Source organism: Flavobacterium eburneipallidum, assembly GCF_027111355.2.
GTDB classification, from domain to species: domain Bacteria; phylum Bacteroidota; class Bacteroidia; order Flavobacteriales; family Flavobacteriaceae; genus Flavobacterium; species Flavobacterium eburneipallidum.
Map to the genome: position 1 here is coordinate 1737118 of NZ_CP114291.2, position 20769 is coordinate 1757886.

Below are 20769 nucleotides of genomic sequence, written 5' to 3' on the forward strand. Positions count from 1 at the left end.
ATTGGTTTAATCATTAAAAAATAAATAAATGTTTAATAAATTCATACAAAGACCAGTGCTATCCATAGTGATATCGCTTATAATTGTCTTTTTAGGGGTATTGTCGGTACTCAATTTACCGATTACCCAGTTTCCTTCCATTTCGCCACCTATGGTAAATATTACCGCTGATTATCCTGGATCCAATGGAGAATTGATGATCAAATCGGTTATCATTCCGTTAGAAAGAGCGTTAAATGGAGTTCCGGGAATGAAATACATGACTTCCGATGCCGGAAATGACGGTGAAGCCAGTATTCAGGTCGTTTTTAATTTAGGAACCGATCCGAATCAGGCGGCGATTAATGTACAGAATCGTGTGGCTTCGGTTACCAATAAATTGCCACCATTAGTAGTTCGTGAAGGGGTGAAAATTACCCGTGAAGTACCGAGTATGTTGATGTATGTGAATCTTTATAGTACGGACAAAAATACCGATATGAAGTTCTTGTACAATTATGCCGACATCAACGTATTATCCGAATTAAAAAGAGTAAACGGTGTAGGTTCCGGAGATATTTTGGGAACACGTGAATATGCGATGCGTATTTGGCTAAAACCAGACCGTATGTTAGCATATAAAATTTCTGCCGAAGAAGTAATGGAAGCATTATCGAGCCAAAGTTTGGAAGCTTCGCCAGGAAAAACGGGAGAAAGTTCGGGAAAACGTTCACAAGCTTTTGAATATGTATTGAAATATTCGGGGCGTTTTACCACCAAGGAACAATACGGAAATATTGTAGTACGATCCAATAGCAACGGTGAATTGTTGCGTTTGAAAGACATTGCCAAAGTGGAATTTGGTAGTTCGATGTATGATATTTATTCGAATTTGAACGGAAGACCATCTGCGGCGATTGTATTAAAACAATCTTTTGGATCGAATGCGAATCAGGTTATTAAAGATCTAAAAACCAAACTTGAAAAAATTAAGACCAAATTCCCAAAAGGAATGGATTATGAAATCTCCTATGACGTTTCTAAATTCCTGGATGCTTCTATCGAAAAAGTAATTCATACTTTAGTTGAAGCCTTTATTTTGGTAGGATTGGTGGTATTTCTTTTCTTGGGCGATTGGCGTTCCACGGTAATTCCTGCCATTGCAGTACCTGTTTCTTTGGTTGGAACTTTTGCCTTTATGACTTTCTTCGATATTTCCCTAAACTTGATAACATTATTCGCCTTGGTTCTTGCCATTGGAGTCGTCGTCGATGATGCGATTGTGGTTATCGAAGCTGTTCACGCCAAGATGGAGGAAGAACATCTTTCGCCACTAAAGGCAACTAAAAAAGCGATGCACGAAATTGCTGGAGCTATTATAGCGATTACATTTTTGATGGCTGCTGTATTTATTCCAGTTGCGTTTATGTCGGGTCCGGTTGGAGTTTTTTACAGACAGTTTTCGATTACGATGGCAACGGCTATTATCCTTTCGGGAATTGTCGCTTTGACTTTGACACCGGCGCTTTGTGCGATAATGTTGAAAAACAATCACGGTAAACCAAAAAAGAAAACGCCTATCAATCAATTTATTGATGGTTTCAATAACAAATTCAATTTTGCTCAAGGCAAATACCAAAACGTATTAGGTAAAATCGTTAATAGAAGATCGGTTACGCTTATTGCTCTTCTTGGATTTTGCGCTGGAACCTGGTTTGTTAGTAGCACTGTTCCTTCAGGATTTATTCCAAATGAAGATCAGGGAATGTTTTATGCGATTATTCAAACACCTCCGGGATCTTCGCTAGAAAGAACCAATAATATTGCAGAGAAATTGCAAAAAGAAGCCGAAAAAATTGATGGTGTAAAATCAGTTTCCTCATTAGCAGGTTACGAAATTTTGACCGAAGGAACTGGAGCCAATGCTGGAACTTGTTTGATTAATCTTAAAAGTTGGGAGAACCGAAAAGAATCGGTACAAGAGATAATGACAGAACTGGAAGAAAGATCGAAAGATATTCCAGGAGCCAATATCGAATTTTTCCAGCCACCAGCAGTTCCTGGATATGGAGCAGCAGGAGGATTTGAACTTCGTTTACTAGACAAAACTGGAACCAGTGATTTCAAAAAATTGGAAGAAGTCAATAAAGAATTTGTTGAGGAATTGAATAAACGTCCCGAATTAACGAATGTTTTTAGTTTCTTCAGCGCCAGTTTCCCTCAATATATGATGAAAGTCGATAATGATATCGCACAGCAAAAAGGTGTTTCTATCGAAAATGCGATGAATACATTGTCAACTTTAGTGGGAAGTAATTACGAAATCAGTTTCATTAAATACGGAATCAACTATAAAGTAATAGTTCAGGCGGCTCCAGAATATCGTGCGCAACCCGATGATATTTTGAAATTGTATGTCAAAAATAACAGAGACGAAATGGTGCCATTTTCAGCCTTTATGAAATTAGAAAAAGTATATGGACTTTCGGAAATCACCCGACACAATATGTACACTTCTACTGAAATTAGTGGTGGAGCTGCGCCAGGCTACAGTTCCGGAACAGCAATTAAAGTGATTCAGGAAGTGGCAGCCAAGAAATTACCAAGAGGCTACGATATTGATTGGGCGGGAATTTCTGCCGATGAGGTAGCGCAAGGTAATCAGGCCATTTGGGTATTCCTGATTTGTTTGGGATTTGTCTATTTGGTTTTGGCGGCTCAATATGAAAGTTTCATTCTGCCTTTATCCGTAATTCTTTCTTTGCCGGCAGGTATTTTTGGAGCTTTCTTTTTACTGAAAATAGCAGGATTAGAAAACAACATTTATGCCCAAGTGGCAATGGTAATGCTTATTGGTTTGCTGGGTAAAAATGCCGTACTGATTGTCGAATTTGCCATTCAAAGGCACGCCGCTGGTAAATCAGTTCTAGACGCAGCGATGGAAGGAGCAAAAGCCAGATTCCGTCCTATTTTGATGACTTCATTTGCTTTTATTGCAGGTTTAATTCCGTTGGTATTTGCTTCTGGACCAGGTAAAATTGGTAACCGAACTATAGGTACGGCTGCTGCAGGAGGAATGCTCATCGGAACGATTTGCGGTGTATTTATTATTCCAGGCTTGTATTATGTTTTCGGAAAGATTGCTGAAAAATACAAACTGGTCAAAACTGAAAAAGAAAATCCATTAACCGAAGAATTTGATGATAATGAAGCTTAAAATAAAACCTTATAAATATCTTATCCCGCTAGGCATTTGCTTGGCGGTGACAAGTTGTACGCCAACTCTTGCACCATTGGCAGATACCAAATCGTTACCACAATCTTTCGATAAAAGTACCGATACAACGAATACAGCAGCGACTTCCTGGCGCACTTATTTCAAAGAACCAAATCTGATTAATCTGATTGACATTGCTTTGAAAAACAATCAGGAATTACAGATTACCTTACAGGAAATAGAAATCGCTAAAAACGATATTCGGGTTCGCAAAGGAGCTCTGTTACCAAAAGTGGGTATCGGAGCAGGAGCAGGAATCGAAAAAGTAGGCAGATATACCAGTCAAGGAGCTGGAGATGCTTCTACTGAAATTACGCCTGGTAAAGAAACTCCAGATCCATTGGGCGATTTGAAAATAGCAGCTTATGCCAATTGGGAAGTCGATATTTGGAAAAAATTACGCAATTCCAAGAAAGCAGCCGTGAGTCGCTATTTATCAAGTGTCGAAGGAAAGAATTTTGTGATCACTAATCTTATTGCCGAAGTTGCCGATTTGTATTACGAATTGTTGGCTCTCGATAGTCAGTTGGATATTGTAAAACAAAATATCGCCTTACAATCAAACGCTTTGGAAATCGTAAAATTTCAGAAACAAGCTGCCAAAGCAACAGAATTAGGCGTTCAAAAATTTCAGGCAGAAGTTATGGCTTCCAAAAGTATGGAGTTTGAAATTGTTCAAAACATAAAAGAAACGGAGAATAAGATCAACTTTTTGCTAGGACAATATCCGCAGGAAATCAAGAGAGACAAAACCAATTTTGTAGATTTGTTGCCTTCGGTAATTAATTCAGGAATTCCGTCACAATTGTTAGCGAATCGACCTGATATCAAACAAGCCGAATTAGAACTGGAAGCTGCAAAACTGGATGTAAAAGTAGCTCGTGCCGAATTTTATCCTTCGCTGGATATTACAGCAAATATAGGTGTCAATGCTTTTAAACCATCCTATTTATTTACGCTTCCTGAATCGTTGTTGTATTCTTTGGCAGGAGATTTGGCCGCACCATTGATTAACAGAAATGCACTCAAAGCTGAATACAGTTCGGCCAATGCCCGACAAATTCAGGCTTTGTACAATTACGAACGTACGATTCTGAATGCGTATCTGGAAGTTTCGAGTCAGCTTTCTAAAATCTCTAATTTAGAGAAAAGCTATGATTTGAAATCCCAACAAGTAGCTGCTTTAAATCGTTCTATTGATGTAGCGGGTGATTTATTCAAGTCGGCAAGAGTAGATTATTTTGAAGTTTTGATGACCCAACGTGATGCTTTGGAATCCAAACTCGAATTGATTGAAACCAAAAAAGAACAACTGAAAGCCTCTGTCCACGTTTATAGAGAACTAGGCGGCGGTTGGAAATAATACCATTTTTTATTGTTGGAAAGCCCTAAACAGAGTTGAGTGTTTAGGGCTTTTTTGTGTTTATACGAACTTTTATTATGGAGTTATTCTGCAGGAAGTTTAGTCATATCCATATAGAAAATTTCCCAAGTGTGACCGTCAAAATCTTCTATGGTGCGCTGTTGCATAAAGCCATAATCTCTCAATTCGATTGGTTCAGTTCCGCCTGCTTCTAGTCCATTAGTGACTATAGTGTTTACCTCTTCAAGGCTTTCTACCGATAGCGAAAAAAGTCCTGCTACAGCAGTTTTAGTTTCTGCAATGGGTTTAGTGATAAAACTTGCAAATTTTTCGTGAGACAAAATCATTACAAAAATAGTTTCGCTCCAAACCATACATTTTCCAGTGTCGTCAGAGAATTGAGGGTTATTGGTGAATCCTAATGCAGTATAAAAGGCCATCGATTTTTCAACATCTTTTACTGCTAAATTGATAAATACTTGTTTTGCCATTGTATTTTTTTTTAGTAATTTAACGAATGATATGAGATAAAGATAGTTTTTTTATGTTTTGAAAAATAACCATCTTATAGTTTTTTGTATCAAAGCCAAAGAACCACATTAATCGTTTTTTGTGCTTCGATAGTTTCTTTTTTTCTTATCTCGGCTTTTAGTGGTAACAAATAGGTTTCTTTTTTTGAATCAAACCAAATCGCTGTTTGCCAATTAGTACTGTCGATTTGGGCAGTGGCTTTTAATCTTCCCCAGCCTTCTTCTTCGGATTGTAGTAAGTTTCTAATTTCTTTGGCCATTTCTTCTGGAAGCGAAACAAAATACCAGCCTCCAGGCGCACTATGTTGCCAAACTGTTGCAGTAAACTCATATTTTATTTTTCCATTCAAAGCGAATCTGGTTTGTTTGAAATTTTTATTTAAGGATTTTTGGAAGAATTTGGGGGGCTAGTTTCTAGCGGACATATCTAGCAGATTTAATTTTTTATAATTTTATTACCGCACCTATATTTAGATTACCTCCTTTATTTTTAAGAATATAAATTTCATCTTGATCTACATTTGTTAATCCTGAAAAACCTTGGTAGTCTAATAAAATTCCTATATTTTTTCTTATTTCAATTTTGTAACCAATTCCAAGATCGATACCAGTTTGTTTATTTTTAATTTGTGCTCCTAAAATATTTTGTCTTTCAGAATTGTTTGTTCTAAAACTTGCTGTTATCCCGAAGTTTAAATTCCATTTTCTGGTGCTTCCAAAATGCCAATTTGCATTAATCGGAAAATTGATATAATCAACTTCAAAATTATCATTAAATGTTTTTCCGCCCATTTTTTTGATAAAGTAAACCTGTGCGTAAACTCCAAATTCTATTCAGATAATAATCACCAGTAATGCCAAAATTTGTAGAACTTAATGAACTTGATGGATTTCCTGATACGTAATAATTAAAAGTTGATATTCCAATCTTGGGTGTCAATTCTAGATCATTTTTTTCTCGAATTTGAGAATACAAATTCATGGAACTAAAATAAAAACACAACCAAGTAAATAATTTTCTTCATTTTAGTTTTTTGGATTAAATCAGGATTGAACAGGATTTTAATTGTTCGTGCTGCCGCAGACAAAGAAACTCTATCTGTTTTTGGTGTTGGTTTTTTATTTAGTCTCGACTTATCAAAATTAACATATTATGATTGTTTTTTTGTCATTAATTTAAATAGTTTTTTAGTATTAAAATAAATTACTACATTTCATCCATAAAAAAATATTTATGCAACCGTTACAACTCATTTCCATTGGCGGAATAATGACAGGAGGAACTACGAGACCTGTCAATATAATTGCATTAGATGAAAATGGTAATCCAAATAAATATATTATGAAGGTTTTTACCGAAAAAAATATATTGCAAAATGTTTCGGTAGCTAAAGAGATTATTTGTTCAGAGTTGGCGAGAGATTTTGATTTAATTTGTCCAAATTATAGTATAATAAACTTCGATCATTCAGAAATTATAGATTTATATGATGAGCATAAATATATAACTTTAGATAAAGGTTATAAATTTTGTAGTGAATTTGTTGAACAAAATGCAATCTTTAATCCATTAGTAACTAATTCTTTTTTAAAAGATTATGAGGCTGCAAATATTTTTGCTTTTGATTTGTTTGTTTATAATGTTGATAGAGGAGGAGAACATAATAAGCCAAATTTATTAATTAATGATACGAGTCTTATTTTAATTGACCATGAGTTAACTTTTCCTTTTATAAACGATACAAATCAGATTGTTGATTATGAGATTTTTTTAGGAAATTATCAATTTCAAAAACATATATTGATAAAACATTTGAGGTCTTTAAGAAACAAAGAAGGAATTTTTGATGGATTTTTGGAAATGTTAAAACATTTGAATATTAATAATTTAAGTGCTATTTTTGATGAAATGGATAAATTTAATATTTCATATGTTGAAAGACAAAAATTTATACATTACTTTGTATGGGCTAAAAATAATGTTGTTATTTTTGAACGATATTTAAAAGGAATGATAGGATGAAAACTAATTTTTATACATACTGTATTTTAAAGTATAAGCACTCACCTTATTTAGATGAGAGTATAAATATTGGCGTGCTTATTTATTTTAATGACACTCAAAGATTTTTGTTTAAATATTCAAAGACTTTGAATAGGGTAAAAAGTATTTATAATAATGTGCCTGAAAAAACAATTAAAGAATATATTAGACAAATTGATAGACATTTAAAAATTTATCAAAACACGTTTGATAATATTTTTCCTTTAAATGATTTAAATTTAAAAACATTTTTATCTCGTTATATTTTACCTAATGATAGTTCTGTTTTACAATTTTCACATTTTAAAACTGAATCTTTAAGAGATTTTAGTGAAGAATTTATTGAAAAAATTGTTTTGGATAAAGTGTTTATTGATGATTTAAAAACACAAATAAGCCATCAACAAGAACCTAAAATTATATCAAAACTTTTATCTACTTTAAAAGATTCTGGATTAAATCAATTTCGTCATAAAACTAGTAGATTTCAAGAAGATTATGTTTTAACAAATGAAACTGGAAATGAGTTTAAATTTGATATTGCATGGCAAAATGGTACGCTTAATTTGGTTAAACCAATTGGTTTTGATTTGAAAGAAGGAATAGGTATTGCAAATAAAGCACATAAAAATTTTGGTCAATTTTACGATCTTCAAAGTGAAGCTGAAAAAAATAATTTATGTTATGATTTAATTTTAGGAAGGCCTACTAATCGAAATCTTTTCAAAGATTATGATCACGCCGTAAAGCTTTTACAAAACATAAAGAATTCAAGATTAATAGATGCAGATGACCTTAAGGAATATTCTAAAAAAGTGATTACTGCAATTTCTGAATAGTTAGTTTTTCTGCGTTTTTCCTAAACTTACGCCCAAACTTGTATATACACGCTACAAACCTTCACACATACACCCAAAATCAACAAGATTAGGGAAGTTTTGTTCCGCTTTTTACTTTTTCAAATATATTGATTTTTTCCTGCAAATTTAAAAAAATTAAATATTTTTCGTACTAATAATTTGCGCTCAATTATTCCTAATGAGTGTTTGGAATAAGTAGTTACAAAAAAAAACAGCTTCGTAAAAAGCTGTTTTTTTATACTTATTGGAGCCAAACTTTTTAATACAAAGCAGGATATTTAATAGGATTTACTTCGTTCATCATGGCATATACTTTTTCAAAAACATCTTCAATAGAGGGTTTCGAGAAATAATCGCCATCGGTTCCGTAAGCGGGTCTGTGGGCTTTGGCTGTCAAGGTTTGTGGCTTGCTGTCTAGGTATTTGTATCCGTCTTGCTCTTCGATAATTTGTTGCAAAATATAAGCAGAAGCTCCACCAGGATGGTCTTCGTCAACAATCAAAAGGCGATTGGTTTTAGCCAAACTCTTGGTAATATCATGATGAATATCAAAAGGAAGTAAGGACTGAATATCTATTATTTCGCATTCAATTCCGTTTTCTTCTGAAAGTAATTTGGCAGCTTGTTCTACTAATCGCAAGGTAGAACCATAACCCACCAATGTAATATCAGCTCCTTTTCTTATGGTTTCGACCACTCCAATTGGAGTTTTGAATTCGCCATAATTCTGTGGTGTTTTTTCTTTTAATCGGTAGCCATTTAGGCATTCGATAACCAGTGCAGGTTCGTCACATTCTAATAAAGTATTATAAAAACCAGCGGCTTTAGTCATATTTCTAGGTACTAAAACGTGTATGCCTCTGATGGCGTTTAGAATCATTCCCATTGGCGAACCCGAATGCCAAATTCCTTCCAATCGATGACCGCGAGTTCTAATGATTAATGGTGCTTTTTGTCTTCCCGCAGTTCGGTATTGCAAGGTTGCCAAATCGTCACTCAAAATTTGAATAGCGTAAAGCAAATAATCTAAATATTGAATTTCGGCAATCGGGCGCAATCCTCTTAATGCCATTCCTATTCCTTGCCCAATGATGGTGGCTTCTCTAATACCAGTATCGGCAACTCGTTCGTCGCCATATTTTTCTTGTAATCCAACAAGACCTTGGTTGACATCGCCAATGTTTCCGGCATCTTCGCCAAAAATTAAGGCTTCGGGATATTTGGTAAAAAGGGCATCAAAATTGTCTCGAATAATCATTCGACCATCCGTATCTTCAATAGTATCTTTTTCGTATTTGGGCAAAATTTCTTTTACAGAAAACACATTCCATTGGGATTCTGAAAATAAATTACTGCTGAATTTGGGTTGGGTTTTATGCAGGTAATTTTTAATCCAGTTGGCTAGTTCTTGTTGTCCAGCCTCATGGACTATTATTCTTAAAACCGTGCGAGCCGATACTAATATTTCTTTTTTCAAAGGGTTTTTTATACGGCTTAAATCGGAAGCTATTTTTTGAATTTTTTCTTTGTTTTTGCTATCGGAAGCTATTTTTCCAAGCAAGGTAACCAGTTCTTTTTTCTCTTCGATAATGGGTTCGATAAAGGCGTTCCAAGCGGTGATTTTGGCTTCTAAAACTTCTTTTTTGGCATTGGCATCAATTTCGTCTAACTCTTCTGGAGAAGCAATATTGATGGCAATCATCCACAATCTCATTTGGCGCAAGCAATCATATTCTTTTTCCCAGTCGAGTCTAATGGCATCTTTGTATCTTTCGTGTGATCCTGAACTTGAGTGTCCTTGAGGTTGTGTCAATTCGCACACATGAATTAAGACAGGTGTATGTTTTTCACGAGCTAAATTAGCCGCTTTTTCGTAGGTTTCAATCAAACTAACATAATCCCAACCTCTTACTTTTAGGATTTCGATTCCATTACTGTTGCCTTCTCGCTCGTATCCTTTCAGGATGTCCGAGATGCTTTCTTTAGTAGTTTGATGTTTGGCATGAACCGAAATTCCGTATTCATCATCCCAAACGCTCAAAATCATAGGCACTTGTAAAACTCCTGCTGCATTTATGGTTTCAAAAAACAAACCTTCGGATGTGCTGGCATTACCTATGGTTCCCCAAGAGATTTCATTTCCATCTACTGAAAAATTATCTTTATTAGGAATTCCATCTACATTTCGGTACACTCTTGAGGCTTGAGCTAGTCCCAAAAGGCGTGGCATTTGAGCCGCTGTTGGCGAAATATCTGCACTAGAATTTTTTTGTTCGGTTAAGTTTTTCCAGCTGCCATCATCGTTCAAACTGTGGGTTACAAAATGACCTCCCATTTGACGTCCTGCTGACATGGGTTCGTGAGCAATATCTGTATGACCGTATAAACCAGCAAAAAATTGTTGCACGCTCAATTCGCCAATGGCCATCATAAAAGTTTGATCGCGATAATAACCCGAACGAAAATCTCCGTTTTTGAAAAACTTTGCCATAGCTAGTTGTGGCACTTCTTTTCCGTCACCAAAGATTCCAAACTTTGCTTTGCCTGTCAACACTTCTTTTCGTCCTAGCAAACTACATTCTCTACTAGTAATAGCGATTTTGTAATCGTTTAGAACTTCGGTTTTAAAGTCTTCAAAAGTCAATGCAGTGTTGGTTTTTTCTTTTATCATAATGGAAAAGTTAGCTTAACGAAGCAAATTTACTTAAAAAACTGACTATTTCATAGATTCATTAAATGAAATGCAATTTTTAGCAATTTATTTTTTAAAATAAATAATTACTTGAACTTTGTTGTTGTAATGCTAAATTATTGAAATTAAGTAATTTTCGTTTGTTTACTACCTAAATAAACACCATTTATTAAAACCATTTTCTAGTAAAAAGCGGAATCAACCTACCCGGATCGAGTGTAACTACAAACCTTACTTTTTCGTTATAATGCCGTTGTGCCACTTCCCAACCGTTATTAGAATACAAAGGAAAATACAATTCAAAATAATCGGGGAGTAAATTAAAGCGTATGCCACTATCATAAACAAAATTGGCTTTTTGATGACTGTTTTTTACCAATCCAACATCGCCATAGGCTTCAATCCAATTCCAGATAGAGTAACTGGCATTGAGGGTGCTAATCCATTGATTTGCAAATGGAGTATTCAACTTGGATTTGAAACCACCTTCCGCCAAAATAAATTCCTGACTTACAATTCCTGTGCTGGAAGATCGACCTAAATAAGCATAATCAAAGAGATAATCCGTTGGACGATCCAGGGCAAAACTAAAGAAATCAGAATCGGTTTTATTGTATAAAAAACTACCTGCATACAAGCGTAAATTGAGTTGGCGATTGTTCTCAAAGAGCTTTCGGTATTGCACTTGCGAGGCTATTTTTCCGAATTCTCTCGAAAATTGTACATCGCCAGTAAAACTGATGTGATAGGTTAATTCTGTTTTAGAATTGATATATTTCAAATTAGAAATGGAATAATCTTCGAGTGAATTATCAATCACAATGGCACTTTTTTGTCGGTCAACAATTACATGACGAGCATAAATTAGTTGTTTTCTGTTGTCTCTATAATTGGCATCATTGCGAATTTGCATCAAAACCATAGGGTTTATTTTCAGGTAAGTAGCGTCAGGTGCATAGTGAAAATAGTTGCCGCTGATGGAATATTTAATATTGAATAGGTTGCTATTTCGATAATCTTTATTAACAACAAAAGCAGCACTACCTGTCAAGGTTTTTGATAGAAAGGAATAAGTAGGATTGATGTCATACACAAATGGACGGTTCAAAATTGTTCGATTATGAAAGCGCATTCCAGGCGAAAGTCCGTCATAAACATTATAGTTTACGATGGGTGCATAGATAATTTGGTTGTAATAAGGATCTTCTAAATCTTTAATCAGTGTGAACTTGAACGGACGGTTGTTCGGGAAAAATCCATCCAGTTTAGCCCAGTTATTCCTTAAATTAAATTCAGGAACTTCATTTTTATAATTGATGATTATTTTATCGGCTTCTTTTCTTTCGAACTGGTAAATACTGTCGCTTTTTGTGGTTTCTATCCATTTTTTAAAGACAATAGAATCGTTTTTTATTCCATAAATAGGAATGGGAACAGCTATATTGGTTTTGTTTTTTAAAGAAAAGCTAACGCTATCTTTGGTTTTTGAAACGGTTTTGAATTTATAATCAATAATGTCGCGAGTGTCAATAATAGTTTTAAAAAACCAATCAATATTTTTATTAGTATTCGATTTTAATAATGTTTCAAAGTCAAGTCGAGTGGTTTGTTTTTCTTGATTTATGGCAATAAATTCTTGAATACTTTTTGAAATAAATGGTGCACCAATGTATTGGTCCAGATACATAAAACTCAATCCAGCTCTGTATTTATTGGCAATTTGTTCGTTGAATTTGATCAAACTGTTTTTTGGAAAGCCAATGGGTTGGTCTAAATTTTTTCGAGCCATTAGCTGGTAAAAATAGCTGTACTGTTCGTTGAAATCCAAGTTGATTAAGTTGTACCCTTTTAATAATTTAAAATCCGCAACACGTCCCATCATTTTAGCATTAGGATAATTTTCTTCCATATAGCGCATCATTGCATAGACTTGAATGCCATCATAAATCCAATTGTCTTTTCGAGGGTTTAATTTTAGGGTGTTTTTGAGGTAATTATTCAAATAGGTTTTCAAGAATTTAATTTCAAAAAGAAATTCATCTGGAAATGGAGCCAAAAAAGCAGGTAGTTGATTCAAACCATAAAAAGGATTTTTATTATAATCTGCTTGCGAAACGGTTAATTTTCCAAAAGGGTATTTCCCAATTAAATCGTTGGTAAAATGAATGATTCTGTCAATGATAATCGCTTTTTGGATTTCGTCTGTTTTGTAGCCTTTAATATTGGTCAAAACTTCTACAAGGTCGTTTTTATAACTTCTGAAATTGGATTTGGATTCTAAATAAAGGCTAAAATCGGTTCGGTTGTTTCCAGATAATTTGTAATAAGATAAGGTGTCTGTTTGTTGGGTTTTAATACTTTCTAAATCGGTGGTGGGTAGTAAATTGTTGGGACAAATGAAATCAATTTCATAATCAGAAACGGCATTAGCAATATCGTCTGTATTGCAATTGCTGTTTTTTACAAAAGCACGATTTTCGAATCGGGCAGGAGTGAGAAACCAGTTTTTGAGGATCATTCCCTCATTTTCAGTATAACCAAAACCCGTGAATTTCTCACTTGGAATTTTTACGATATAAAAAAAATGCAGTGTGATTTTTTCGTTGGGAGCTAATTTTCGTTCTAATTCAAGATGTATTAAATCAGGTTTTTTTTCAGTTCTTGTCCACGAAAGCTGTTTTTTTTCTACGTTGGTAATACTTAAATTTGTTGTTCCGCCTCGTTCTTTTTCATGAGCAAGATGGAATCCTCTATAAAACTCATCCGAGAATTTTTTGGCCAGCGGAGATGTTTTAGTCGAGTAGCCATTCATCCAATCGTTCAAAACAATTTCTGATAAAGTATCTTCTGATTGATTATAAAACACCATTTCTTGAAGTATGGTCAAGGTTTTACTGGTCTCATTTACCTCGGCAACAATATGAGAATGGTGCTGACCATATTGCTGGAACGAAGTAAATAAAACGAGTAAAAAAATAGCATTTTTATAAATAATCTTCAAATTAGGTAGTTTGGGAAGTTTAGCTTAAAAATTAGGTGACAAATCGTATTTTTTATAGAATTTATCCAAAGTTTCTAATACTTCGTCTTCGGTATCTACAATTTTGAAAATATCTAAATCGCTTGCATTTATCGTTTTTTCTTGTTCGATTAAAACGGTTTTTATCCAATCAATCAATCCTGACCAAAATTGAGTTCCCACTAATATTATTGGGAATTTTCCAATTTTTTTGGTTTGAATTAAAGTCAATGCTTCAAACAATTCGTCTAATGTACCAAATCCTCCCGGCATGGCTACAAATCCTTGTGAGTATTTGACAAACATTACTTTTCGAACAAAGAAATAATCGAAATTCAGGTTTTTGTCGTGATCGATATAAGGATTAAAATGTTGCTCGAAAGGCAATTCAATGTTGAGTCCAACAGAAGTTCCGCCACCTAAATGAGCTCCTTTATTCCCTGCTTCCATAATGCCCGGACCGCCGCCAGTGATTACTCCATAACCTGCCTTACTGATTTTATAGGCTATTTTCTCGGCCAATAAATAATAAGGAGTATCAGGTTTTATGCGAGCCGAACCAAAAATGGTTACACAAGGACCAATGCGCCCCATGGTTTCGTATCCATTAACAAACTCTGACATAATTTTAAAAATGGCCCAGCTGTCATTGGTTCTTATTTCGTTCCAGGTTTTTCTTTTGAATTTATCCTGAATTACTTTTTCGTCATCATTATCAAAATCTTCTAATCTCATATTGGTATATTTTTATAGAAATTCTTTTTCAGCTATTTTTTTGTTATCTAAAGTAAGACTTTTTTCAAAAATCTTGAATTCTAATTTATGCTATTTGAATTTAATCTTCTCTTAAAATTTTAATAAAATATAGAGGTGTTTAGTTTGTTGGTATTCAATACTTTGATTTGTTTTTTACAAAAAAAAAGTCGTCTCACAATCAAACTTGGAGACGACTTTATGCTAACTAGAACGTTTATTCTATTGTAAACGTTCTATAAGATCTAAATTTTGAAAGACAAATTCGTCTTCACTAACATTTTCTTCTGTAATGAATGGAGAGAAATTCAGGGTATTTTTGACTACTTCGCCAATCACAATAATAGCTGGTGACGAGAGTTGCTGTTTTGCTACAAGTGAGGCAATGGTACTGATATTTCCAAAAACTTTTTTCTCGGTGCTTTTAGTTCCGTTTTGAATGATGGCAACTGGCAAATCATCGGTTCTGTTGCTTTGATAAATAGCAATAATTTCTTCTAATTTATTCATTCCCATCAAAATCACTACAGTTGCTGATGATTGTGATGCCAAAGTCACGTCTTTGGATAATTTATGATCAGAAGTTGTGCCTGTGATGACCCAAAAACTTTCGGAGACTCCTCTTTGTGTTAAACTAATTCCATTGGCAGCAGGAACTCCTAAAGAAGAGGAAATTCCGGGAACAATAGCGGTAGCTATACCAAATTGTTGTGCGTATTCTATTTCTTCACTACCACGACCAAAAACAAATGGATCCCCACCTTTTAGCCGAACTACATGACCATAACGTTGCGCCATCGAAACAATCAGTTCGTTAATTTGATCTTGGGTATAAGCATGACAACCAATTCTTTTTCCTACGAAAAGCACTTCTGCATTTGGATTAGCATATTGTAATAATTCTTCATTGATAAGCGCATCATACAGAATTACATCGGCATTTTCTATCGCTTTTATAGCTTTCAAAGTGATTAATTCTACATCACCTGGTCCAGCACCTACAATGGTTAGTTTTGGATTATTGTGTGTCATGATTCTGTTTTTTTTAGTTGATGTTGCACTCTTCATATAAACTTAATTTTTAAATTAAGTATAAATACGTAGTGCAAATATATGAAATATAAGTATTTTGAGAGCTAAAATAGTGGATTTTTTTAAATCAATTTATATTTTATTTCCAATCAGGGCATTCATTTTTAAATAAAAGACACATTGAATGCAAAAACATACCGCAGATTCGCAGATTTTCACAGCATAAATCAAGATGAAATCAACGCAGATTTTAAATTAGTGAAATAAAAAAAGCTCTTTTTATTTTTAAAATCTGCGAATCTGCGGCGGAATTTTAAAAGTGAATACCTTGATTTCCTATCATATCCTCTGGTTTTACCCAATCATCAAAATCTTCGGCAGTAACATAACCCAAACGAATGGCTTCTTCTCTTAAAGTGGTTCCGTTTTTGTGAGCCGTTTGAGCAATTTCTGCCGATTTATAATAGCCAATTTTAGTATTCAAAGCCGTAACGAGCATCAGAGAATTGTTGACTAATACTTCAATTCGTTTGTAATTGGGTTCGATGCCGCTGGCACAATGTTCTTCAAAAGAAAGGCAAGCATCGCCCAACAATCTCGCCGATTGTAGAAAATTAGCCGCCATCATGGGTTTAAAAACATTCAATTCATAATGTCCTTGCATTCCTCCAACCGAGATTGCCACATCATTGCCCATTACTTGAGCACAAACCATAGTCAAGGCTTCGCATTGTGTTGGATTTACTTTTCCGGGCATAATTGAAGAGCCTGGTTCGTTTTCAGGAATAATAATTTCGCCAATTCCAGAGCGTGGTCCTGAAGCTAGCATCCGAATATCATTTGCAATTTTGTTTAAAGAAACGGCAAGTTGTTTTAATGCTCCATGGGTTTCTACAATGGCATCGTGTGCCGCCAAGGCTTCAAATTTATTCGGAGCAGTTATAAAGGGATGTCCTGTAAATTTTGCAATATATTCGGCTACTTTTACGTCATAGCCAGCAGGTGTATTCAATCCTGTTCCGACAGCAGTTCCGCCCAAAGCGATTTCTGACAAATGAGGCAAAGTGTTTTTTAAGGCTTTTAATCCGTAACTCAATTGTGCTGCATAACCTGAAATTTCTTGTCCTAATGTCAAAGGAGTGGCATCCATTAAATGAGTGCGTCCTATTTTGACAACGGATTGGAATGCTAAAGCTTTCGACTGTAGCGTATCTCTTAATTTTTCGATGCTAGGAATTGTTATTTCTACCACCATTTTGTAAGCTGCAATGTGCATTCCTGTTGGAAAAGTATCGTTAGATGATTGCGATTTATTTACATCATCATTGGCTTTGATAAAGGGTTCGCCTTCGCCAATGTTGAAGCCTTTTAGAATTTGCGCTCGATTAGCAATCACTTCATTCACATTCATATTACTTTGTGTTCCCGAACCCGTTTGCCAAATTACTAGCGGAAATTGATCAGCTAGTTTGCCTTCTAAAATTTCGTCACAAACAACTGCAATAGCATCTCGCTTTTCTGTAGAAAGTACGTCCAAATCACAATTGGCGTAAGCAGCAGCTTTTTTTAAATAAGCAAATCCTTCGATGATTTCCATTGGCATAGAAGCCGAATCTCCAATTTTGAAATTGTTTCTCGAACGCTCTGTTTGTGCTCCCCAGTATTTATCAGCAGGGACTTTCACTTCGCCCATAGTATCTTTCTCTATTCGGTATTTCATTTTGTGATGATTTATTGCCATTACTACTTTGCTTTTTAGGCAAGCACACAATTGACAGTTAATGAGATGGTGTTCAAATATTTTAAAATTACAAATAACTTCTGTTTTTAGATAATATTATTCGTTATTTTATTAGTAAAAAAAAAATATTAAACATACATTTGTGGCTACATTCAAAAATTCCGGAAAATATGTTTGAATTTCATCAGTATTTAGGCTTTTTACTTTTCTTGACCGTCCTTACAATAGGATTTTGGTTAATGTTTTTCTTGGTTGGTTTCGTATCTTATTGGGTAGGTGGAGCAACATGGGAAGCATACAAAGAAAAGAAAGCAAAAAAGAAAGAATCACTTTAAAATTGATTCTAAAATAAAAAAAGGATTCGTGAAAACGAGTCCTTTTTTTTTGAATATTTTCAGACGTAACAATAGGAGTAAAAAGCGAAAGACTAAAATAAATCTTTGTTAACTAATTTTATTTTGTCTGTTATTAAGCAATAAGGCGATGTAGATTAAATCAAAAGTAGCAATTAAAATTCCTGTAACCAATAGAAAAAAATTGGGACCTCCAAATTCGTTTATTCCAACGATGCCAAACAATATTGATGGCGCAAGTGTGCCTATAAACTTACTTATGGCTATAGTTAGATTTTGTCCCTGATCACTACGCCTTTGAATAAACATTTCAATAAAAAGCACAGACATAATTAGGTTTTGAAGAAATGCCGAATAGGATGCACCTTTAACTAATCCGTATTCGTGCACAAATATATATTGAATGCAATAGGAAAATACAAGCACTATTAAACTCCATACTAAAAATATTTTTTTCGGAAGAAAATTAGTAAAGTGTTTATATCCAAATTTGAAGTAAGTAAGCAAAATGAGAACGTCAAATAAAAACCAAATTGTATTGAAAATAACCTGAATTGACAACCCGTTTTCTCTGTATCCTAAAATAGAATGTATGGTTTCCCAAGCTATATTTAGAGCCAATGCCCAAAATGGCATTGCATAAGTTTTTTGCTTAAAACCTAATCTTATACATTCAATGTAAACAATTGTCCAACAAATGCCAGATGTGCCACTTAAAATTAAATAGATGTCCATTCAAATTAATTTATTATTTTTTGCAATTACAATTGATTTAGCAATTCAAAAACTAAATGTAAATATTTTTTTCGGGTTTAAAGTGTTATTTTAAATGTTTTTTAATAGGGTTGATATAGTATTAGTTTTTGTTAAAATAATACTATAAGCATAATTATAATAAAATTAATTTTAAGATTATTATTTTTAGCCAATAAAAGAGTGACTATTTTTAAAATAAATCTTTTTTAGACAGTTTGTAAAAGGAATTTTCTAAATATTTATTTGATGTCAAGTAGCATAAAACCTGAATTTTAAAGGTTTGAAATTCATTCAAAACTATTTTTAACCAAAAACAACCATAAGAAAAGCAGCATCTAACACAATGAAAAAAAAACTAATACTTCCCGTCTTATTCCTATCTATAGGTATAAGTAATGCTCAAGGCAACAAACCAAAATCCTATGAATTGTCTTCACCAGAAGGAAAAAATAAAATTCAATTTCAACTGGTAAATAATGCGCCTAAATATAGTGTGTCTCATGGAAAAACAGTTCTGATTTCTCCTTCTGATTTAGGATTTACATTGAAGAATAATGAAGATTTAAGTACCAATTTTGAAATTATCAAAGTAGAAAATACCTCTTTCGATGAAACTTGGGAACAGGTTTGGGGCGAAAAGAAAAAGATTAGAAATCACTACAACCAAATGGTGGTTCAGTTGCAACAAAAAGGGCAAAACAAACGCAAATTAGAAATTCAGTTTCGTGCTTTTGATGATGGAATTGCTTTTCGATATGTTTATCCGAAGCAAAATGTAAAAGACAGTATTTTCATTATGGATGAAAAAACGACTTTCAACCTCAAAGAGGATGGAAAAGCGTGGTGGATTCCTGCTAACAGAGCCGATAGAGATGAATATTTATTTAAAGATTCGCCAGTGAGTACCCTAGATACGGTTTTGACACCCTTAACAATCGAAAGCAAAAGCGGATTAGCCATAAGTTTTCACGAAGCCAATTTGGTGGATTTCGCCAGTATGACATTGGTAAATACTACTGGAAATCAACTCAAATCTGATTTAGTGCCTTGGGCTGATGGTGTAAAAGTGCGTGTAAAAGATACGTTTACTTCTTCTTGGAGAACGATTCAAATTGCCGAAAAACCTACCGATTTGATTACGTCTTATTTGATTTTAAACCTCAACGAGCCTAATAAATTAAAGAGTATTAGTTATTTCAAACCTTATAAATACTTCGGGATATGGTGGGGAATGCACATCGGGAAATATTCTTTTTGGGAAGGGCCAAAACAAGGAGCAACAACCAAACATGCCGAAGAATATATTGATTTTACCGCCAAAGAAGGTTTTCATCATCTATTGATTGAAGGCTGGAACAAAGGTTGGACACCAGCTTGGTACGAAAATAGAATGCACATGTTTAGCTTTACCAAAAGTGCCGATAATTTTGACCTAGAAAAAGTGGTAGAATATGGTAATAAAAAAGGAGTGGCACTTATTGGGTATCATGAAACGGGTTCTAATTTGATTAATTATTTAAAAGAAATAGACGAAGGTTTTGCGTTGTACAAAAAACTAGGCATTCATTCAGTTAAAATTGGTCATGTTGGTTCTAAATTAAATATGAAAGAATGGCATTTTGGACAATTTGGAGTGAATTATTTCAGATATGTTTTAGAAAAAGCTGCCGAATATGATTTAGCCGTTTTGTATCACGAGTCTATAAAAGATACTGGAGAGCGTAGAACATTTCCCAATATGGTTTCTAGAGAAGCAGCCAGAGGTCAGGAATACAACGCCTGGAGCGAAGGAAATCCACCAAATCACTTGACGATTCTTCCGTTTACCAGATTGCTTTCAGGGCCAATGGATTTTACGCCTGGAATTTTTGACGTTGAAGTAAAACAAGGGTATAATGGACGTAGAGTTCACGGAACTGCGGCTCAACAATTGGCATTGTATGTAACGATTTATGCTCCAATTCAAATGATGGCAGATCTTCCTGAAAATTATGAAGGAAAACCGGCTTTACAATTCTTAAAAGATGTTCCAACGGATTGGGAAGACACCAAAGTATTAGAAGGTAAAATAGGAGAATACATTACTACAGTTCGAAAAGATAGAAATAGTGCAGATTGGTATTTAGGAAGTATTACCAATGAAAAAGCTCGTGAGGTTAAAATTCCATTATCATTTCTAGATAAAAATACAACTTACGAAGCTCAAATTTATGCCGATGCAGAAGGAACTGATGAAACGCATAATCCATCAGCGATAGCCATTTCTAAAAAAACGGTTAAAGCTTCGGATGTATTGCAATTGAAATTAGGTGGAGCAGGAGGAACAGCCATTCGATTCAAAAAATTATAATATTTTGAGAATCTGAATCT

At 34.2% G+C, this 20769-nt stretch carries 15 protein-coding genes; 6 read left to right on the forward strand and 9 right to left on the reverse strand.

Features of this window, described 5'->3' with window-relative positions; genetic code table 11:
• The first annotated feature begins 28 nt into the window (after positions 1-28).
• Together OZP15_RS07145 and OZP15_RS07150 are read left to right on the forward strand one after the other, a co-directional pair.
• The gene (locus tag OZP15_RS07145) at positions 29-3196 is read left to right on the forward strand and encodes an efflux RND transporter permease subunit (protein ID WP_269227763.1); all 3168 of its coding nucleotides are present in this window, start codon (positions 29-31) and stop codon (positions 3194-3196) included.
• Positions 3186-4619, forward strand: a complete 1434-nt coding sequence (locus tag OZP15_RS07150; RefSeq protein ID WP_281337395.1) for a TolC family protein — start codon at positions 3186-3188, stop codon at positions 4617-4619. Before OZP15_RS07145 ends, OZP15_RS07150 begins: the two co-directional genes overlap by 11 nt.
• 83 nt (positions 4620-4702) lie before the next feature.
• Here OZP15_RS07150 and OZP15_RS07155 read toward each other — a convergent pair whose 3' ends face one another.
• The 3 genes from OZP15_RS07155 to OZP15_RS07165 all read right to left on the reverse strand — a co-directional run bounded on the left by OZP15_RS07155 (position 4703) and on the right by OZP15_RS07165 (position 5941).
• The gene (locus OZP15_RS07155) at positions 4703-5110 is read right to left on the reverse strand and encodes a VOC family protein (protein WP_281337396.1); all 408 of its coding nucleotides are present in this window, start codon (positions 5108-5110) and stop codon (positions 4703-4705) included.
• Between the two features lie 89 nt (positions 5111-5199).
• Positions 5200-5499: a DUF1905 domain-containing protein gene (locus tag OZP15_RS07160; protein WP_281337397.1), complete on the reverse strand. Its 300-nt coding sequence runs from the start codon at positions 5497-5499 to the stop codon at positions 5200-5202.
• Between the two features lie 94 nt (positions 5500-5593).
• Positions 5594-5941, reverse strand: a complete 348-nt coding sequence (locus OZP15_RS07165) for an outer membrane beta-barrel protein (RefSeq protein ID WP_281337398.1) — start codon at positions 5939-5941, stop codon at positions 5594-5596.
• A 442-nt stretch (positions 5942-6383) separates the two neighbouring features.
• Between OZP15_RS07165 and OZP15_RS07170 the strand changes: the two genes are divergently transcribed.
• The gene (locus OZP15_RS07170) at positions 6384-7172 is read left to right on the forward strand and encodes a HipA family kinase (RefSeq protein ID WP_269227767.1); all 789 of its coding nucleotides are present in this window, start codon (positions 6384-6386) and stop codon (positions 7170-7172) included.
• The gene (locus tag OZP15_RS07175; protein WP_269227768.1) at positions 7169-8032 is read left to right on the forward strand and encodes a DUF3037 domain-containing protein; all 864 of its coding nucleotides are present in this window, start codon (positions 7169-7171) and stop codon (positions 8030-8032) included. Before OZP15_RS07170 ends, OZP15_RS07175 begins: the two co-directional genes overlap by 4 nt.
• 280 nt (positions 8033-8312) lie before the next feature.
• On the opposite strand, the gene OZP15_RS07180 is transcribed toward OZP15_RS07175, so the two are convergent.
• The 5 genes from OZP15_RS07180 to fumC form a co-directional block, all read right to left on the reverse strand.
• Positions 8313-10724 carry an alpha-ketoacid dehydrogenase subunit alpha/beta gene (locus tag OZP15_RS07180; protein ID WP_269227769.1) on the reverse strand — a complete coding sequence of 804 codons (2412 nt, stop codon included), beginning with the start codon at positions 10722-10724 and terminating at the stop codon, positions 8313-8315.
• Between the two features lie 190 nt (positions 10725-10914).
• Complete coding sequence (locus OZP15_RS07185; RefSeq protein ID WP_349293294.1) at positions 10915-13746, reverse strand: gluzincin family metallopeptidase; 2832 nt, start codon at positions 13744-13746, stop codon at positions 10915-10917.
• A gap of 24 nt (positions 13747-13770) precedes the next feature.
• A complete protein-coding gene (locus OZP15_RS07190) occupies positions 13771-14499 on the reverse strand; it encodes an LOG family protein (RefSeq protein ID WP_281337399.1) in 729 nt (242 codons plus the stop codon).
• Between the two features lie 240 nt (positions 14500-14739).
• Positions 14740-15585 carry a uroporphyrinogen-III C-methyltransferase gene (gene cobA / locus OZP15_RS07195; RefSeq protein ID WP_281337400.1) on the reverse strand — a complete coding sequence of 282 codons (846 nt, stop codon included), beginning with the start codon at positions 15583-15585 and terminating at the stop codon, positions 14740-14742.
• A 277-nt stretch (positions 15586-15862) separates the two neighbouring features.
• Complete coding sequence (gene fumC / locus OZP15_RS07200) at positions 15863-17269, reverse strand: class II fumarate hydratase (RefSeq protein WP_281337473.1); 1407 nt, start codon at positions 17267-17269, stop codon at positions 15863-15865.
• Between the two features lie 191 nt (positions 17270-17460).
• Here fumC and OZP15_RS07205 point away from each other — a divergent pair, with 191 nt between their 5' ends.
• Positions 17461-17625: a hypothetical protein gene (locus tag OZP15_RS07205; protein ID WP_281337401.1), complete on the forward strand. Its 165-nt coding sequence runs from the start codon at positions 17461-17463 to the stop codon at positions 17623-17625.
• Between the two features lie 108 nt (positions 17626-17733).
• Here the strand turns inward: OZP15_RS07205 and OZP15_RS07210 are convergent, their stop codons facing one another.
• On the reverse strand, positions 17734-18378 hold the full coding sequence (locus OZP15_RS07210; RefSeq protein WP_281337402.1) for a transmembrane-type terpene cyclase: 645 nt from the start codon (positions 18376-18378) through the stop codon (positions 17734-17736).
• A 364-nt stretch (positions 18379-18742) separates the two neighbouring features.
• Between OZP15_RS07210 and OZP15_RS07215 the strand changes: the two genes are divergently transcribed.
• Positions 18743-20749: a glycoside hydrolase family 97 protein gene (locus OZP15_RS07215; RefSeq protein WP_281337403.1), complete on the forward strand. Its 2007-nt coding sequence runs from the start codon at positions 18743-18745 to the stop codon at positions 20747-20749.
• The last annotated feature ends 20 nt before the right edge of the window (positions 20750-20769 follow it).

Coding starts and splice junctions, on each gene's coding strand:
- OZP15_RS07170 (WP_269227767.1), top strand. CDS start 6,384: ATGCAACCGTTACAACTCATTTCCATTGGCGGAATAATGACAGGAGGA.
- OZP15_RS07205 (WP_281337401.1), top strand. CDS start 17,461: ATGTTTGAATTTCATCAGTATTTAGGCTTTTTACTTTTCTTGACCGTC.
- OZP15_RS07175 (WP_269227768.1), top strand. CDS start 7,169: ATGAAAACTAATTTTTATACATACTGTATTTTAAAGTATAAGCACTCA.
- OZP15_RS07190 (WP_281337399.1), bottom strand. CDS start 14,499: ATGAGATTAGAAGATTTTGATAATGATGACGAAAAAGTAATTCAGGAT.
- cobA (WP_281337400.1), bottom strand. CDS start 15,585: ATGAAGAGTGCAACATCAACTAAAAAAAACAGAATCATGACACACAAT.
- OZP15_RS07165 (WP_281337398.1), bottom strand. CDS start 5,941: ATGGGCGGAAAAACATTTAATGATAATTTTGAAGTTGATTATATCAAT.
- OZP15_RS07150 (WP_281337395.1), top strand. CDS start 3,186: ATGAAGCTTAAAATAAAACCTTATAAATATCTTATCCCGCTAGGCATT.
- OZP15_RS07145 (WP_269227763.1), top strand. CDS start 29: ATGTTTAATAAATTCATACAAAGACCAGTGCTATCCATAGTGATATCG.
- OZP15_RS07210 (WP_281337402.1), bottom strand. CDS start 18,378: ATGGACATCTATTTAATTTTAAGTGGCACATCTGGCATTTGTTGGACA.
- fumC (WP_281337473.1), bottom strand. CDS start 17,269: ATGAAATACCGAATAGAGAAAGATACTATGGGCGAAGTGAAAGTCCCT.
- OZP15_RS07180 (WP_269227769.1), bottom strand. CDS start 10,724: ATGATAAAAGAAAAAACCAACACTGCATTGACTTTTGAAGACTTTAAA.
- OZP15_RS07215 (WP_281337403.1), top strand. CDS start 18,743: ATGAAAAAAAAACTAATACTTCCCGTCTTATTCCTATCTATAGGTATA.
- OZP15_RS07155 (WP_281337396.1), bottom strand. CDS start 5,110: ATGGCAAAACAAGTATTTATCAATTTAGCAGTAAAAGATGTTGAAAAA.